The 16,424-nt window shown below is 65.8% G+C and carries 9 protein-coding genes; 1 reads left to right on the top strand and 8 read right to left on the bottom strand.

All coding sequences use genetic code 11. The features are described from left to right. Position 1: 1 nt before the first annotated feature. The 5 genes from ACVOMM_RS13885 to recJ all read right to left on the bottom strand — a co-directional run bounded on the left by ACVOMM_RS13885 (position 2) and on the right by recJ (position 10,414). Positions 2-4,432 carry an RHS repeat-associated core domain-containing protein gene (locus ACVOMM_RS13885; protein ID WP_481526380.1) on the bottom strand — a complete coding sequence of 1,477 codons (4,431 nt, stop codon included), beginning with the start codon at positions 4,430-4,432 and terminating at the stop codon, positions 2-4. Between the two features lie 19 nt (positions 4,433-4,451). Further along, positions 4,452-4,580: a hypothetical protein gene (locus ACVOMM_RS13880; protein ID WP_006441023.1), complete on the bottom strand. Its 129-nt coding sequence runs from the start codon at positions 4,578-4,580 to the stop codon at positions 4,452-4,454. Next, positions 4,577-6,193 carry a hypothetical protein gene (locus tag ACVOMM_RS13875; RefSeq protein WP_481526379.1) on the bottom strand — a complete coding sequence of 539 codons (1,617 nt, stop codon included), beginning with the start codon at positions 6,191-6,193 and terminating at the stop codon, positions 4,577-4,579. The genes ACVOMM_RS13880 and ACVOMM_RS13875 overlap by 4 nt, the downstream gene beginning before the upstream one ends. Positions 6,194-6,212: 19 nt before the next feature. Next, on the bottom strand, positions 6,213-8,456 hold the full coding sequence (locus ACVOMM_RS13870) for a type VI secretion system Vgr family protein (RefSeq protein WP_065175609.1): 2,244 nt from the start codon (positions 8,454-8,456) through the stop codon (positions 6,213-6,215). A gap of 200 nt (positions 8,457-8,656) precedes the next feature. Next, positions 8,657-10,414, bottom strand: coding sequence for a single-stranded-DNA-specific exonuclease RecJ (gene recJ, locus ACVOMM_RS13865; protein ID WP_481526378.1), 1,758 nt, complete (start codon positions 10,412-10,414; stop codon positions 8,657-8,659). Between the two features lie 145 nt (positions 10,415-10,559). Here recJ and ACVOMM_RS13860 point away from each other — a divergent pair, with 145 nt between their 5' ends. Further along, positions 10,560-11,600 (top strand): DUF1176 domain-containing protein, encoded by a 1,041-nt coding sequence (locus ACVOMM_RS13860; RefSeq protein ID WP_481526377.1) that lies wholly within the window; start codon positions 10,560-10,562, stop codon positions 11,598-11,600. Positions 11,601-11,713: 113 nt separating this feature from the next. Here the strand turns inward: ACVOMM_RS13860 and ACVOMM_RS13855 are convergent, their stop codons facing one another. Genes ACVOMM_RS13855 through carB form a run of 3 tightly spaced genes read right to left on the bottom strand, consistent with a single transcriptional unit; the run spans position 11,714 to position 16,351 of the window. After that, positions 11,714-12,631: a phosphoglycerate mutase gene (locus ACVOMM_RS13855; RefSeq protein ID WP_128988718.1), complete on the bottom strand. Its 918-nt coding sequence runs from the start codon at positions 12,629-12,631 to the stop codon at positions 11,714-11,716. Between the two features lie 4 nt (positions 12,632-12,635). Further along, positions 12,636-13,100: a transcription elongation factor GreA gene (gene greA / locus ACVOMM_RS13850; protein WP_026347191.1), complete on the bottom strand. Its 465-nt coding sequence runs from the start codon at positions 13,098-13,100 to the stop codon at positions 12,636-12,638. An 8-nt stretch (positions 13,101-13,108) separates the two neighbouring features. Then, the gene (gene carB, locus ACVOMM_RS13845) at positions 13,109-16,351 is read right to left on the bottom strand and encodes a carbamoyl-phosphate synthase large subunit (RefSeq protein ID WP_053519344.1); all 3,243 of its coding nucleotides are present in this window, start codon (positions 16,349-16,351) and stop codon (positions 13,109-13,111) included. Between the last annotated feature and the right edge of the window lie 73 nt (positions 16,352-16,424).

The following is a 16,424-nucleotide window of genomic DNA, read 5'->3' as shown; positions in this document are numbered from 1 at the left end:
ATCAGCTCCTACACTGCGCCTTTATCACATTTATTATTCTTCTCTGCAATCCAGTTGCAGCACTATGATTCGGATTCTTAATCTTTCTCGTTTCATTCGTAATCGTTAGTACCTGCCCCTCTGGCCCACCCAGCGCCAAGCCGTGAGGATGATGGCCACCGGATTCTCCAGGTTTAGCGCGAATAACGTCCACTTCCGATTTCGGCCGATAGAACACGGGCGTACTATCCGGGTCGATGCCCTGCCACTCAGGCGCGCTCTTGAATTTATCCCTAGCCTCCTGCAATAGATCTGGGTAATCCTTCAACCACTCAGCAAGTGTTTTTGTTACATAGAGCCCCAGCGCATCAAACCAGCGAAACGGATTCCTTGCATATCCATATATGTTTACTCCACCAGCAATAGAAATTGGATCCTCTGAAACATACGAACCCGCGTGCGGATCGTAATAGCGATATCTATTGTAGTGGAGGCCGGTTTCAAGGTCCGCGTACTGCCCTTGGAATCTGATGAAGTTGTGAACCCCGTCATCGAAGCGTTCCTCATGCAACTTGCCCCAACCATCATACGAGCCTGACCAGCCGCACCTCCCGTCGCGACAAAGCAGCCGGATGGGCCGTCCATTAGGATCAACTTGATAGACCCATACCTCCTTGCCCGGTTGGTTTTCCTTGACCTTGGCACCCGAAGATCCCAGCTCGCCCACTAGGCTTGAAACGGGATCGGCAAATGCCGCTTCACTGTGAAGCGGCTCGGGTGGCTTTTCACCGCGCTCGACCACCTCGGCGGCAATGATTAACCCACTTGAGCCCAATGATGCTCCACCGCCCAACAAACCGATACCGCGTTTACTGGCCCCAACTGTGGAACTCACTGGTATTGAAGCACGATTACGATGTAGCAGAGCATCTGCGCCGCTCGCTGCGGGAGTTGGAGCACTGCTAGTTGCGCTTACGCCCCTGCTGGAGCGCTCTACAACCAACGCCAACGGCACAAACGTACCCGGGTAGTACACATACTCCCGCACCCGCTCATGCAGCCTCTCCAGCTGCCGCTGCCGACGCCGTACCTCGACCAGGCTGCCCACATTCCCCACCCACACCGGCGCCACCTCTTCGGCGTCATTGGCCTGCTGCACTTCGCCCAGCAACGCATCACCATCCCAGAAGAACCACGTCGTCTGCGTCGGGTTGCGCTTGAACACCCGCCGCCCCAGCGGGTCATAGCCGTAGTACGTTGACTGCCCGTTGCGGCGGCTCTCCGCCAACCGATGGTTGGCATCCCAGATCAGCGTCAGGTCATCCGGCGCATCCCCTTGCGGTGCGCCCTTGCGCACCAGATCACCCGCCCGGTCAAACACGTAGTGCACGCCCTGATAGGTGCCTTCGCGCGTCCAGGTGGTCAGGTCGTCGTCGTCGCCGCCTACCACCTTGCGCGCCTGCACCTGCTTCACTTCGGTGCGCAGCCGGTCGCCGGCCGGATCGTTGAAGTAGCGCTCGACCCTTCCCTTCGGGTCGATATGCTGCAGCAGGCGCCCGATCGCGTCGTAGCGGTACTCATCGACGCCCTGTGCGCTGTCGCTACGTTTGGTCAGGTTGCCACTGCGGTCGTAGTCGTAACGCGTCTCGAACAACGGGGCGGCATCTTTCAACACCGACTGTGAGGTCAGCAGGTTGCGGCTGTCGTAGGTGAACTCGCGTTGCAATTGCGGGCTCAGCTGCTCGCGCGTGGTGCGGCCCAGCGCGTCGCGCTCCATCGAGATCGGCGGCTCGTCATTGATGGCCACCGATACGGTCTGGTCGCGCAAGTCGTAGCCGAACGCTAACCGATTGCCGGCAGCGGTCTCGCGCAGTACGCGGTTGCCTACTTCATCATAGGCATAGCCGACGCGGAACCCGTCCTGCAGTTCCTCCAGCAATTGCCCCAGCGGGTCATACCGGCGCTTCACTGTACGCACCGGATTGCGCAGCTCGACAATCTGGCCCTGCACGTCGTAGACAAAGTGTTCCTGTACCTGCTGTCCAGGATGGCGTACATCCGGCAGCGTCTTGCGGGTGATGCGCCCGAGCTTGTCGGTGGTGAAGGCGATGCGCTGGCCCAGCGGATCCACGGTGGCGGTCAGTCGTCCGGCCGCGTCATAGGTATAGCGCCGCGACTGCCCCCAGTAGTCGACTTCCTCGACGATGCGGCCCAGCGCGTCGCGCACCAGCTGATAGGTTTCGCCGCGCTGGTTGATGACCGCGATGAGCTGCTCTTCGGTGTCGTAGCGGTACTCCACGCTGTGCCCATCGGCCTGCAGGCGCTTGCTGATCTGTCCGATGCCCACGTACTGCAGCCGCGTCTGCGCGCCCGCTTCGTCGGTATAGCGCAGCAGCTGATCTTCGGCATCATACTCGCAACGCACACCGTTGCCGTCGGGGCCAGCGGTGGCCAGTAGGCGTCCCTTGGCGTCGTACTCGTAGCGGCTGACCTGCCCCAGCGGGTCGACCTGGCGCAGCAGGTTGCCGAGTGGATCATGCTCAAACCGGCTCTGATGGCCCAGCGCATCGATAACCGCGGCCACCAGTCCATGACGGTCATAGCGCAGTTGCGTGACCGCGTGCCGTGCGTTGGTCTGCGCCTGCAACTGGCCCTGTGCGTCGTAGTCGAAGCGGGTGGTTGCACCCAATGGATCGGTCTGGCTGACCAGCAGGCCCTGGCCATTGTAGGCCTGCTGCCAGTCGACACCATCCGGCGTACGCAACGACACCATGTGGTCGTCCAGGTCGTACTCCATCTGGATCGACGTGCCATCGGCGCGGGTCAGGCAGACCAGGTTGCCATGCGCATCATAGGCAAACGCCGTTCGCAGTCCTTCCGGGTCGGTCACCGCCACGGTACGCCCGAAATCGTCGTACTCGAACAGCGTCACGCCATCGAGCGGGTCGATCTCGCACAGCGGCAGCTGGTTCTCGTCAAATTTGACCACGCTCAGGTGGCCCAGCGAGTCGGTCACCCGGGTCTCGCGCAGCAGCGCGTCGTACTCGAAGTGATAGTCGTACAGGCCGCCGTCGCCCCACGAGTGCACCACCCTGCCCTGCGCGTCGAACGCGTAATGGAACGACAGGCCAACACGGTCGGTGTGCCGCACCATGCGGTGCTGTTCGTAGGCGAAGGTGCGCGGAGCTCCAAGCGCATCCACCGCTGCCAGCAGGTCACCCTCGCCGCTGTAGCGATAGCTCACCAGCGGATGCACCAGGCCGGTGGCCGGGTCATGCAGCGCCATGCGGTCGATGCGACCGTGCCGGGCCTCCACTTCGATGAAGCGGCCCTGCAGGTCACCGATACCGCTCTCGACGATGCGCACCAGATGGCCGTCGCGACGCTCGAAGCGCCAGTGGTTGCCATGCGCATCCTCGATGCGCTCGATCGGCCAGGACTGCGGGCCCGGCAGCGCGCTGACACCTGCAGGCAGCTCGCCACCGAACACGTACTGCAGGCCGTTCTTGAAGCGCACCCGCCACTGCCCGCGCCGCCTCAGCAGGCGCGCGCCATCGACGAAATCGAGAATCGCCCCGGCCTCTCCCTCGGCGGGCGGCAGCTCGGGGAAGAACGCGACCTGGTCGGGGCCGGACAGCCAGACGCTGCCGTCGGCCAGCAGCTCCAGGCGGATGTCTGCCGGCGTCTGCCAACCCGCGCCGCACAGACCCGGCGCGCCCGCGTGGCGCGAGCCGTAGCTGCGTTGCCAGGTGAGTGGCAAGCGGCCCGGAACATCGAAATCCTGGTGGTTGACCACCACGCTGCCATCACGGATGTCCACCGGCTCGGCGCGAAGCACCTTGCACTTCAGGAAACCCGAGGGCAGGTTTCCCCACTTGCCCCGCCGCCAATTGGCAAAGGCATCCATCTTCTTGCGGAAGAACGCACTCTTGCGCAGCTTGCCCAGGCCTGCGAACGCCGCGCGGAACGCGAGCGCGGTCCATGACACCGTCGGTGGTCCTCCCACCTTGACGCTGGTGGGAATGGCCACGTTCAGGCCGGTCGGCAGTGACATCGCCCGAAGTGGCTTCTTCGGCTTCTTCACCCGGAACGGGTTGATCATGCCGGCCAGATTGCAGTCCAGCACCGGCATCGCCAGCCGCGAGAACGGCTCGCCATCGGCCGACACGGTACGACTGCCCATGAAGATCTCTTCGCCGTCGAACTGCGGCCCCATCGGTGCCGCCAACGGCGGCCCCCACACACCGAGCGGGATGTGGATGTCCAGGCCGCCGGTACCGGCGGTGCCGCGATGCACGCCGTTGACCTTGATGGTCGAACCGATGAACGGGATGTAGTCGAACGGATCGAGCACCAGGCCGATGTGCGGCGTCGGCAGCGGGCACGGCGGCACCGCATACATGTGGATGTCGATACCCAGCTGCGGATCGAAATGCTTGGCGGCGATGCTCACGGCAACACTCCCTGTTGCTTTACAAGGCGCGGAACAACGCGCGCAGGAACGCCTTTACTTCGTCACGGTACTCGGCGCTGATCCAGGTCACGACGATGATGCCAAGCACGATGGCCACCAGCATCACCACGGTCTTGTTCGACTTCATGCAACAGCCACTCCTGTAACGGCGGGCCCGGCAGGCGCGGCCACGGGCGGCTGCAGCAGGCCACTGGGATCGGGCAGCGGCTGCATCGCCGGGGGCTCGCTCCACACCGGAATCTCGTGGTCGAGCGGGTGTTCGATCGCCGGCAGGCCGTTCCAGCCCGGGTCGAGGAAATCACGGCCGACGGCCACGATCTTGCGGAAGAATTCGTCACCGCCCTGGATCAGCCGCTCGCGTTCCTGCTGCGCACGATGAAAACCGCGCTCCAGCGCGGCATCGAGCTCGGCGTCGATGGCATCCAGCGCCGGACGCGGAGGACGCGGGCCGAGTGCGCGCCCCTGCGCGTCCGCCTTCTCCAGCAGGCCGGTGCTGGCCTGCAGGTAGTCAGTGGCGACCTGCTGCAGTTGTTCGCAGCGTCGTGCGTCCTGAAGCTGCAGCAGATCCCACAGTGCCTGCGGCAGCGTCGTTGCCTTGCGGTCGGCCGGCGCCAGCGGCTTGGCGATGCGGATCGCCTCCAGCAGCTGCGTGCGCGCCGCCTCGCGCTGGCCCGCCTGCACGTGACACCAGCCCGCCATGCGCTGGCCCTCCAGTGCGAACATGGGATGCGGAATGCTGGCTGCGGACGCGGATGCCTGCAGGTAGGTGTGTGCCGCGCGCTCGGGTTGCTTGGCCGCCAACCAGCAGCCCGCTTCACCGAACCAGCTCTGCATCACCAGTTCCGGCGCGGCAGGATTGCCGCTGGCACGTGCACCTTCGGCGGCGCTGCGTGCCTGCCGGTAGCTGTTGATCGCCTGGCTGTGATCGCCATGTTTCAGCCAGGCACCAGCCACCATCATCTGCACCACCGACTGCTGGTCCTGCCAGCCATGCCGCTGCGCCAGGCCCTGCGCGCGTCCGGCGCGGGCCACCACCTGCGACGGACTGCCTCGCTCCAGCAGCAGCATCAGGTCCGCCAGCAGCTGCCGGTACAGCACTTCCGGACCGCGACCACCGGATTGCGCGGCGGTATCCCGGGCAATCGCAAACATGTCGACCGGTGCGGTGACCACCCGTGCGGTCCTGGCATGACGCTCCAGCAGCGGCTGCCAGCGCGGGTCCTCTTCGGTATCCACCAGCACCAGTCGCAGGCGCTCTCCCGGCGCAGCGGCCAGCGCCGCATCCAGCCAGCGCTCGAAGCCTTCACCGGGCACGCAACGCTCCGGTTCCAGCACGGCAGCCAGCAGGCGCAGATGCTCGCCGTGATGGTCGATGAAACTCTCCAGCACATCGACCACACCCTGCGCGCTGTCCGGATGCGCCTCGCTCGGGCCACGCCAGCCCAGTGGCACCTGCTGCGCGCGCAGCTCGTCCTGGCTGGCCAGATAACGGTCGAGCAGATCCTGCTTGACCTGCCGGCTGTAACGGAAGCCCAGCTCATAGGCGGTATCGATGCGCAGGAAGCAGTCCGGCGTATCACGCCCTGCGTCGTTGCGCTGCATCTCGAAGAACGCGGCCAGCAGGCGGCTGGCGGCAGCCGACAGACGCCATACCAACAGGCGCCTGCTGCTGTCGGCGCTGGCCTCCAGCCAGGCGTCGCGCAATGCGTTCAGGCCGCGCAGCATGGGGGTGTCCTGCATGGTGTATCTCCCGTGCTGTTCAGCAGTTGAGCTTGATCTCGCTGCCGTTGACTGACACACCGCCTGCGTCGATGACCACTTCCGAGCCACCGGCGGTGATCTTGATGGCGCTGTCGGTGATCTCGATGACCGAGCCACCCACCTTGGTGGACAGCTTGACCGCCGACTCCAGGCTCATCGCGCCATCCGAGCCCTGGCTGTGCGTACCGGTCACGTCCTGGCTGAAATTGCCGGTGACGTCGATCACCCGCTCGCCGACATTGCTGTCGTCGACCTTGCCCTGCACGCTGCGCTTGTCATGACCGGTAATGGTCACCTCCCGCGCGGCGTTCAGCGTCTCCGTCACCAGTCCGCCAACCGTGCGACTGGAGGTCGAGGTGACGGTCTCGGTCCACGTGCCGGTGCGCTGGCTGGTGAAGTTGCCGGTCAGGGTGGTCTTGAAGTCGCCGGTGATGGTTTCGGTATAGCCGGCTGCGGAGATCGTCTTGGTTTCGCCTGCTTCGTACTTCTCGGTCACCGCGCCGGTCACATTGGTGGTGCGGGTGCCGGTAACGCCGAGCGTGTCGGTGCCGGTGACCGTGATGCCACGGTTGCCGCCGACGCTGATGTCCTGGTTGGCGCCGACGTCCATTCGATGGTTGACCGACACCGATGTGGACTTGTTGTTCTTGACGCTGGCGTTCTGGTCGTTGAGCACGGTGGTGACCATGTCACGCTGCGCCCGCATGTTCAGCAGCTCGCCACCGGCGCCATCATGCATGGTGATCTCATTCCAGCCCGCGCCCTTGACCGTCTTCGACTTGAGGCCGCTCACCTCCATGCCGAACGGCGGCATGTTGTCCTCGTTGTAGACACGACCGGTGATGATGGGGCGGTCCGGGTCGCCATCGAGGAAATCGACGATCACCTCCTGGCCCACGCGCGGCGGCGACACGCCACCCATGTCGGCGCCTGCCCACGGACTCGCACTGCGGATCCAGCACGAGGCATTCTCGCGGCGATCCAGCTGGCGGTCCCAATGGAACTGCACTTTCACCCGGCCGTAGCGGTCGGCATGCAGCTCCTCCCCCGGCGGACCAACCACGGTGGCGGTCTGCGGACCCGGCATGCGCGGCCACGGCGTCCGCCGCAGCGGCCTGTAGGGGATGCGACGGCGCAGCACCTCGGCCTGCACTTCGACACTCGGGGCTTCAGCGCTGCCGAAATCGGCAGCGAAATTGTTGTGGCCTTCCCGCTGCACGCTCACCACGAAGAAGCTGCGGTCGGTATCGTCACGTCCGATGAAATCCGGGTGCCGCTCCAGTTCGAAGCAGGCGCCGGCGTCGAGCTCACCGGCGTTGCCCGCGCACTCGAACAGCTTGGTCGGCCAAGCCACTTCCTCGTTGCGCACCGCCGCCAGCGCCTGGCCAATGCGGCTGTTGGTGAAACGCGCCGCACCGTCGTAGCGGTACTGCTCGAGCGGCGGCAGCAGGCCCAGCGGCACCTGGTTGCCCTGGTTGCCATCCAGCGTCTGGCCCGGCTGCTTGAAGTCGAAACTGCGCAGGGTCTGCACGCTGGGCCCGACGCGTCGGCGTGCACCCCAGCGGTGCAGACCGGTGCTGGCCAACGTGCCCTGGTCGGACACGAACGCGATGGGCTGCGGTTCGCCGTGCGCGGTGCTCAGCGTTGAATCGTCGCTGATCACCATCGTATGGCCCTCTTCGTCATGGACGAAGCTGTAGTACAGGCCGGCATCTTCCAGCAGGCGACTGACGAAGGCGAAATCGGACTCGTTGTACTGCACGCAGTACGGCAGCGGCGGCAGCTTGCCGGCATTGAGGTCGTAGCGGAACTTCGCCAGCTGTGCGTAGCCCTGGAACACCTCCTCGATGATCTGCAGCACGTTGCGGTCCTGGAAGATCCGGCAGTTGCAGGTGTAATCGAGGAAGGCGAACCAGGGCGCGAGCTCGGCCCGGTAGGCACTGAACTGGGCCTGTTGGCCGGTACTGGCGAACTCGCGAACGTAGCCGTGCACGCTGCGGTTGCCGAATTCATCACCCAACTGCAGGCGCAGCGGCTGCCCGACCAGCTGTTTCAGTTCCAGCCGCGGCTGGACCGACAGCAGTTCGATACGGTAGGCGAACGGGCTGGACACCGCCTCGCTGCCCTCGAAACGCTTGACCAGGAAAGTGTCCGGATCCAGAGCGGTTTCGACGCGGATCAGGCGTCGGTCCTGGTGCAGGCGCTGCAGTGCGGCGCCGGGAAGCAGTGATTCGGCGTACATCGGGCGTTCCGTCGTCCCATGTTGGTCGTGGCCCGACTTTGCCACCGGCAGGTGACATGCGCCAGCTTTTTGACGCTTTTGCCTCTGGATAAAGAGATGAATTCATTAAGGAAATTCAAGGAACTGCGAATTTCTTCACATTTCCTTCCCCGCGACCCCGTCGCCAACGCTGGCCCCGGCGGGAGTGCGCGAACGCTGCCTCACGCCGGCAGGCAATGCTCGACAATCAGCTGGATGGCGCTACCACCGCGATAGTCGTCGCAGGCCAGCCGGTAGGCCAGATGCACATGGCGGCTCGGCGCATTGCCGTGCCAGCCGCCAAAATGGATCGCGTTGATCGTGCCGGGCACGCCAGGCAGGCGCAGTTCCAGCTTGAGGTGGCGTTCCTTCAGCACGCGCCAGTTGGCCACTTCGAAATGGCCATCGAACAGCGGCTCCGGGAAGCCCTGCCCCCAAGGACCGGCCAGGCGCAGCGCATCGGCATGGCGATGGTCGAGCTCGTCCGCTGCCAGTTCGCCGTCGCTGAGCACCTGCTGTTGAAGTGCCGCTGGGTCGAGCATCTCCAGCACGACGGCAACGAAGGCCGCCTTGAAGGCGTCGACATGATCGAGCCGCAGGCTGAGGCCGGCCGCCATGGCGTGACCGCCGAAGCGCTCGATCAGGCCGGGATGTCGTGAATCGACCAATGCCAGCGCGTCACGGATATGCAGGCCCGGAATCGAACGCGCGGAGCCACGCAGGGTGTCGGCACCGGGCTCGGCCGGCGCGAAGGCGATCACCGGCCGGTGCAGGCGATCCTTCATCTTCGAGGCCACCAGACCGACCACGCCCGGATGCCACTCGGCATCGAACAGGCAGGCCGCCACCGGCCGCTGCCCGGCCATGTCCAGCACAACTCGGGTCAGCGCCTGCTCGGCATCGTCGGTCATCGACTGCTGCACGGCGCGGCGTTCCGCATTGATCTGCTCCAGCGTCTGCGCGATCTCCCGCGCCTGCCGCGGGTCCTCGGTCAGCAGCAGCGCGATGCCCAGCGCCATGTCTTCCAGCCGACCGGCGGCATTCAGGCGTGGGCCCAGGGCGAAGCCGATGTCGGTCGCGGTCAGCCGCGCCGCGTCGCGCCCACTGGCTTCGATCAGCGCCTTCAGGCCGACACAGCCCTGCCCCGAACGCAATCTGCGCAGGCCCGCACTGACCAGTGCGCGGTTGTTCGGATCCAGTGCCACCAGGTCGGCGACGGTGCCGACCGCCACCAGGTCCAGCAGCGTGGTCAGGTCCGGGCCCTTGCCATCGGCGAACACGCCGGCCTCGCGCATCCGCCGGCGCAGCGCCATCAGCACGTAGAAGATCACGCCGACACCGGCCAGCGACTTGCTGGGAAATGCGTCGCCATCCAGGTTCGGATCGACGATCACGTCGGCCGCAGGCAACTGCGGGCCCGGCAGATGATGGTCGGTGACCAGCACCTGCCAGCCACGCGCCTTTGCGGCCGCGACGCCGGCATGGCATGCAATGCCGTGGTCGACGGTGACCAGCAGGTCCGGCTGCAGCGCGGCCAGTTCCTCCACCAGCGAGGGCGACAGTCCATAGCCGTGCACCATCCGGTTGGGCACCGCATGGAAGACATGCTGTGCGCCGAGCATGCGCAGGCCGCGCACGCCGACCGCACAGGCGGTAGCGCCATCACAGTCGAAATCGCCGACCACCAGGATGCGCTTGTCGTTGGCGATGGCTTCGATCAGCAGACCCACCGCATCATCGATGCCGGTCAGCAGCTCGGGCGCGTGGAGGCTGCCCAGCTTCGGCAGTGCCAGCTCTGGCGTACCGGCGCCGCGGCTGGCATAGAGTCGCGCCAGCAGTGGCAGCGTGCCGTCTGGCCAGCTGCCGGGCATGACCGCATCGCGGCGGCGGATCATCGGCGTATCAGAGGACGGCTGCGCAGCATCGGCGGCAAGGGACATCGGCATCGCCGGGTTGCGGAAGACATCCCCATGATAGCGCGGGGTCGGATCTCTCTGCCCGCAGGAGGCTCCACCCCGATCGCTGGCATTTGGAATTTGCCAGCGCATCTTCCATGCTTGTCGGCCCGGAAATGGACTTCAACGCATGCATCGCACGCTCCTTCCCGCGCTGCTGGGCCTCGCCCTGGCCCCGGCCACCCACGCCGCCACGCCCGAACCGAAGGCCGGCGTGCAGTTCCAGCACAACGACTGGTCGCTGGCCTGTGACAACACCCGCACCTGCCGCGCCGCCGGCTACAGTCCGGAACAACCCGGCAATCTGCTCAGCCTGATGCTGGAACGCGCGGGCGGCCCGGGTACGAAGGTGCTCGCGCGGCTGCGCAATGGCGAGGACGGCGAAAGCGCGACGCCGACCTGGGCGCTGCGCCTGCGCCTGAACGGCAAGGACCTGGGCCCGGTGCGCGACACCGGCGACGGAGACCGAGTACTGCTGCAGCAGGGACAGACCGATGCGCTGGTCGCCGCGCTGCCGCGCCAGGCACGCATCGACATCATCGACGGCAAGGGCAAGGCGTGGCCGATCTCCGACAGCGGTGCAGCGGCCGTACTGCTGAAGATGGACGAGGCCCAGGGCCGGCTAGGAACGCCCGGTGCGCTGGTACGGCGTGGCGACAAGCCCGAAGCAAGCGTGCCTGCGGCGTTGCCGGTGCCAGTGATCGTGCGCGGCACGCTGGTGGCATCGCGCGCCTCGGACGCGGCACTGGCCAAGGCACCGGGCCTGCGCAAGGCGCTGATCGCCAGCCTGCCGAAGCCGGATGAGTGCGGCCGCCTGAGCGAGGGCGGGACAGATGAGATCGAGATCCAGCGACTGGACGCCCAGCATGTACTGGCAAGCACCAGTTGCTTCGTGGGTGCCTACAACATGAGCAACGCCTACTGGGTGGTGCGAGACAAATCGCCGTACCAGGCGACCTTTGTCACCAACCTGGCCGAAGATTTTGACCGCGATGACGCTACGCTGCGAGGCCGCTCCCGAGGCCGCGGTGTCGGCGATTGCATCTCCGCCAATGACTGGGTGTGGGACGGGGAGCGCTTCGTGAAGAGCAGCGATTTCACGACGGGCCAGTGTCGCAATATGCTCGGCGGGCACTGGACACTGCCGACGGTGGTCAGCGAGGTCCGTTGAGGCGCCGCTACCTGCGATAGTGCCGCCCGCTGGCCGGCAACCCCGGCAAACCCTGGGGGTCAGCGCCGTTTCCGATGGAAAACGGATCCGACCCCGCTCGGCCGAGTCCCCGGTCAGTCGTGCAGCTGGCGCGGCTTCTTCCAGAACTGCCAGCGCTGTCCGCGATCCAGCTGGAACTGCAGGCCGTCCTCGAAATCGAGCACCAGGCGCTGCAGTTCGCCACGCTTCAACGCGGCCAGCAGCGGGCGGATCGCCTCGTTGCCCAACTGCTGCAGCGAACGCAGCTGGCGCAGGTCAACCAGCGCATCGACAGCCTGCTCACCATCCACCGCCACGCCAGCGGCCTGCGCCAGGCTCTGCAGCAGCGCATCGCGGCTGCGCACCTGCGCATGCACCGTGCTGACCGACACCGGCATCACGCCACCGCCCCAGAACCACAGCGAATTGATCGGCTGCTGGCCCTGCGCGGCGCGCTGCTGGTTCCAGGAGTGGTTGTGCAGCAGCACCTGCGCCTCGGTCATCAGCGCCCGCCAGCGGCGGCCGCCCTCGCCTTCCGGCAGGTGCGAGAACAGGTCATCGCCGAGCACCTCGTCGGGACCGTCGAACGCCGGCAGTGCGGTATCGATCGGCAGCCGCAGATACCAGCGCGACGGATCAGGCGCGTCGAGCACGAAGCCGGCCTCGGCGAACAACGGCTGCAGCACCGGCAGCAGGGCGAGGCTGTCTGCCAGGGTTGGTCGCAGGGTTTCGCCGTAGGCCATCATCCGCGCGCCATGCATGTCCGGCACCATGCAGGCCGGATCGGCGCGCAGCCAGCTGGCACCGGCCGCATCGCCCACGTCACGCTGGCGGGTCAGCGCGGCCACCGGCCAGTGCGGCGCGGCGACCGTGAAATGGCGCATCAGCTGCGCCCGTTCACCCGGCTCGACCTGCACCGCTGTGGCACGGCCGAGCGCACGTGCCACATCGTCCGGCAGCGCAGCCGCGGCAAAGCGGCTGCGTGCGGGCAACAGCAGGGTCGCCGTCGCCACGTGCTCAGTCCACGTAGCTGACGCTGACGATCTCGTACTCGCGCTGCCCAGCCGGGGCGTCGATCACGATCGAATCGCCTTCCAGCTTGCCGATCATCGCGCGCGCCACCGGCGAGGAAATCGCGATCAACCCCAGCTTGATATCCGCTTCGAGGTCACCCACGATCTGGTACTTCTTCTCTTCGTCGGTTTCCACGTCGGCCAGGGTCACGCTGGCGCCGAACACCACCTTGGAGCCGGCATTGAGCTTGCTCACGTCGATGATCTCGGCGTGCGACAGCTCGCCTTCCAGCTGCTTGATGCGGCCTTCGATGAAGCCCTGTTCCTCGCGCGCGGCGTGGTACTCGGCATTCTCCTTCAGGTCGCCATGCTCACGCGCTTCGGCGATCGCGGCGATCACCTTCGGCCGCTTGACCGACTTCAGGTGATCCAGTTCGTCGCGCAGCTTCTGCGCGCCCTTCATCGTGATGGGGGCTCTCATGCATTCAACTCCTTGTGCAGCTCCTGCAGCGACCAGACGGGGCCGGTGCCGCGGAATTCCAGTGAATCCACCAGCGCCTTGGCGCCGGCAATGGTGGTCGAGTAGGTGACGCGGTGCTGCAGCGCCTCGCGACGGATCGAGAACGAGTCGTTGATCGCCGAGCGACCTTCGGTCGTGTTGACGATGTAGACGATCTCGCCGTTCTTGATCGAATCGACGATGTGCGGACGACCCTCGACCACCTTGTTGATGATCTCGCACTGCATGCCATGCTGCTGCAGCCAGGCGGCGGTGCCACGGGTGGCCACCAGGCTGTAGCCGCGCGCCAGCAGCGCCTTGGCGACCGGCAGCACGCGCTTCTTGTCCGGGTCGCGCACCGACACGAAGGCCTTGCCGATCGGCGGGGCCTTGATGCCGCCGGCTTCCTGCGCGCGTGCGAAGGCGGCGTTGAAGCTGCGACCGACGCCCATCACCTCGCCGGTGGACCGCATTTCCGGCCCGAGGATCGGATCGACGCCCTGGAACTTGGCGAACGGGAAGATCGCTTCCTTCACCGAGTAGTAGTCCGGCACGATCTCTTCGGTCGCGCCCTGCTCGGCCAGGGTCTTGCCGGCCATGCAGCGTGCGGCGATCTTGGCCAGCGGCATGCCGGTGGCCTTGGACACGAACGGCACCGTGCGCGAGGCACGCGGGTTCACTTCAAGCAGGTAGACGGTGTCGTCGCCCTCGTCGCTGGTCTGGATCGCGAACTGGGTGTTCATCAGGCCCACCACGTTCAGCGCCTTGGCCAGCTCCACCACCTGGCGACGCAGCTCGGCCTGGGTCTCGGCCGACAGCGAGTACGGTGGCAGCGAGCACGAGGAGTCGCCCGAGTGCACGCCGGCTTCTTCGATGTGCTCCATCACGCCACCGATCAGCACGTTGCCATCCTTGTCGGCGATGATGTCGACATCGCACTCGACAGCGTTGTCGAGGAAGCGGTCCAGCAGCACCGGCGAATCGTTGGACACCTTCACCGCATCACGCACGTAGCGGGCCAGATCGGCTTCGCCGTACACGATCTCCATCGCACGGCCACCGAGCACGTAGCTCGGACGCACCACCAGCGGGTAGCCGATCTCGCGGGCCAGCAGCAGGGCTTCCTGGTCGTTGCGGGCGATACGGTTCGGCGGCTGCTTCAGGCCCAGCTTGTCCACCAGCTGCTGGAAACGCTCGCGGTCCTCGGCCAGGTCGATGGAGTCCGGGCTGGTGCCGATCACCGGCACGCCATTGGCTTCCAGCGCGCGGGCCAGCTTCAGCGGCGTCTGCCCGCCGTACTGCACGATCACGCCCTTCGGCTGTTCCAGCTCGACGATCTCCAGCACGTCTTCCAGCGTCAGCGGCTCGAAGTACAGGCGGTCGGAGGTGTCGTAGTCGGTCGAAACGGTTTCCGGGTTGCAGTTGACCATGATGGTTTCATAACCATCCTCGCGCAGCGCCAGCGCCGCATGCACGCAGCAGTAGTCGAACTCGATGCCCTGGCCGATGCGGTTCGGACCGCCGCCCAGGATCATGATCTTGTCGCGATTGCTCGGCGCGGCCTCGCACTCGTCCTCGTAGGTCGAGTACAGGTAGGCGGTGCCGGTGGCGAACTCGGCAGCACAGGAGTCCACGCGCTTGTAGACCGGGCGCACCTTGTGGGCACGACGCAGCGCACGGATGGCCGCTTCGTTGGTGCCGGTCAGCTGGGCCAAGCGGGCGTCGGAGAAACCGGCACGCTTGAGCCTGCGCAGGCGGGCGGCGTCCAGTGCATCGATGCCATCGGCAGCGACTTCACCTTCGGCAGCGATGATTTCCTCGATCTGGTCCAGGAACCAGTGGTCGATGAACGACAGCGCATGGATCTCTTCCACGCTCATGCCGGCGCGGAACGCGTCGGCCACGTAGAACAGGCGCTCCGGACCCGGTGCCTTCAGCTCGCGGCGCAGGGTCTGCAGGTCTTCCTCGTTGGCCAGGTCCAGGCCGGTCGGGTCGAAGCCGACCTTGCCGGTTTCCAGGCCACGCAGCGCCTTCTGTACCGATTCCTGGAAGGTGCGACCCATCGCCATGACTTCGCCCACCGACTTCATCTGGGTGGTCAGGCGCGCATCGGCGGCCGGGAACTTCTCGAAGGCGAAGCGCGGGATCTTGGTGACCACGTAGTCGATGGACGGCTCGAACGACGCCGGGGTCAGGCCACCGGTGATCTCGTTCTTCAGTTCGTCCAGGGTGTAGCCCACGGCCAGCTTGGCGGCCACCTTCGCGATCGGGAAGCCGGTGGCCTTGGAGGCCAGCGCCGAGGAGCGCGACACGCGCGGATTCATCTCGATGACGACCACGCGGCCGGTCTTCGGGTTGATGCCGAACTGCACGTTGGAGCCGCCGGTATCGACGCCGATCTTGCGCAGCACGGCGATGGAGGCATCGCGCAGGCGCTGGTACTCCTTGTCGGTCAGGGTCTGCGCCGGGGCCACGGTGATCGAGTCACCGGTGTGCACGCCCATCGGATCGAGATTCTCGATCGAGCAGACGATGATGCAGTTGTCGGCGGTGTCACGCACCACCTCCATCTCGAATTCCTTCCAGCCCAGCACCGACTCTTCCACCAGCACTTCGGTGGTCGGCGACAGTTCCAGGCCGCGGCTGACGATTTCCACCAGCTCTTCGCGGTTGTAGGCGATACCACCGCCACTGCCGCCCAGGGTGAAGCTCGGACGGATGATGGTCGGGTAACCGACGCGGGTCTGGATCTCCAGCGCTTCGTCCAGCGTGTGAGCGACGGCGGCGGTCGGGCACTCCAGGCCGATCTCGCCCATCGCCACGCGGAACAGCTCGCGGTCTTCGGCCATGCGGATCGCTTCGCGCTTGGCACCGATCAGCTCGACGTTGTACTTCTCCAGCACGCCGTTGTCGGCCAGGTCCAGCGCGCAGTTCAGCGCGGTCTGTCCCCCCATGGTCGGCAGCAGCGCGTCGGGCTTCTCCTTGGCGATGATCTTCTCGACCGTCTGCCAGTTGATCGGCTCGATGTAGACGGCGTCGGCCATCTCCGGGTCGGTCATGATCGTGGCCGGGTTGCTGTTGACCAGCACCACGCGGTAACCCTCGTCGCGCAGGGCCTTGCAGGCCTGGGCGCCGGAGTAGTCGAACTCGCAGGCCTGGCCGATGACGATCGGGCCGGCACCGATGATGAGGATGGTCTTTAGGTCAGTGCGCTTGGGCATTTTCTTCTCTAAGTCAGTACAGCGTGACAAGGGGGAGTGATCGCACGCTGTCGATCAGGAATCTCGATCCGCA

It is taken from the genome of Stenotrophomonas sp. STEN009, from assembly GCF_056760395.1.
The sequence above is the reverse complement of the archived record's forward strand: the minus strand, read 5'-3'. Positions and strand labels throughout refer to the sequence as shown.

What these genes read in the sequence shown, in the direction of transcription:
- ACVOMM_RS13880 (WP_006441023.1), bottom strand. Translation starts at nt 4,580, where the DNA reads ATGAAGTCGAACAAGACCGTGGTGATGCTGGTGGCCATCGTGCTTGGC.
- ACVOMM_RS13875 (WP_481526379.1), bottom strand. Translation starts at nt 6,193, where the DNA reads ATGCAGGACACCCCCATGCTGCGCGGCCTGAACGCATTGCGCGACGCC.
- ACVOMM_RS13870 (WP_065175609.1), bottom strand. Translation starts at nt 8,456, where the DNA reads ATGTACGCCGAATCACTGCTTCCCGGCGCCGCACTGCAGCGCCTGCAC.
- recJ (WP_481526378.1), bottom strand. Translation starts at nt 10,414, where the DNA reads ATGTCCCTTGCCGCCGATGCTGCGCAGCCGTCCTCTGATACGCCGATG.
- ACVOMM_RS13860 (WP_481526377.1), top strand. Translation starts at nt 10,560, where the DNA reads ATGCATCGCACGCTCCTTCCCGCGCTGCTGGGCCTCGCCCTGGCCCCG.
- carB (WP_053519344.1), bottom strand. Translation starts at nt 16,351, where the DNA reads ATGCCCAAGCGCACTGACCTAAAGACCATCCTCATCATCGGTGCCGGC.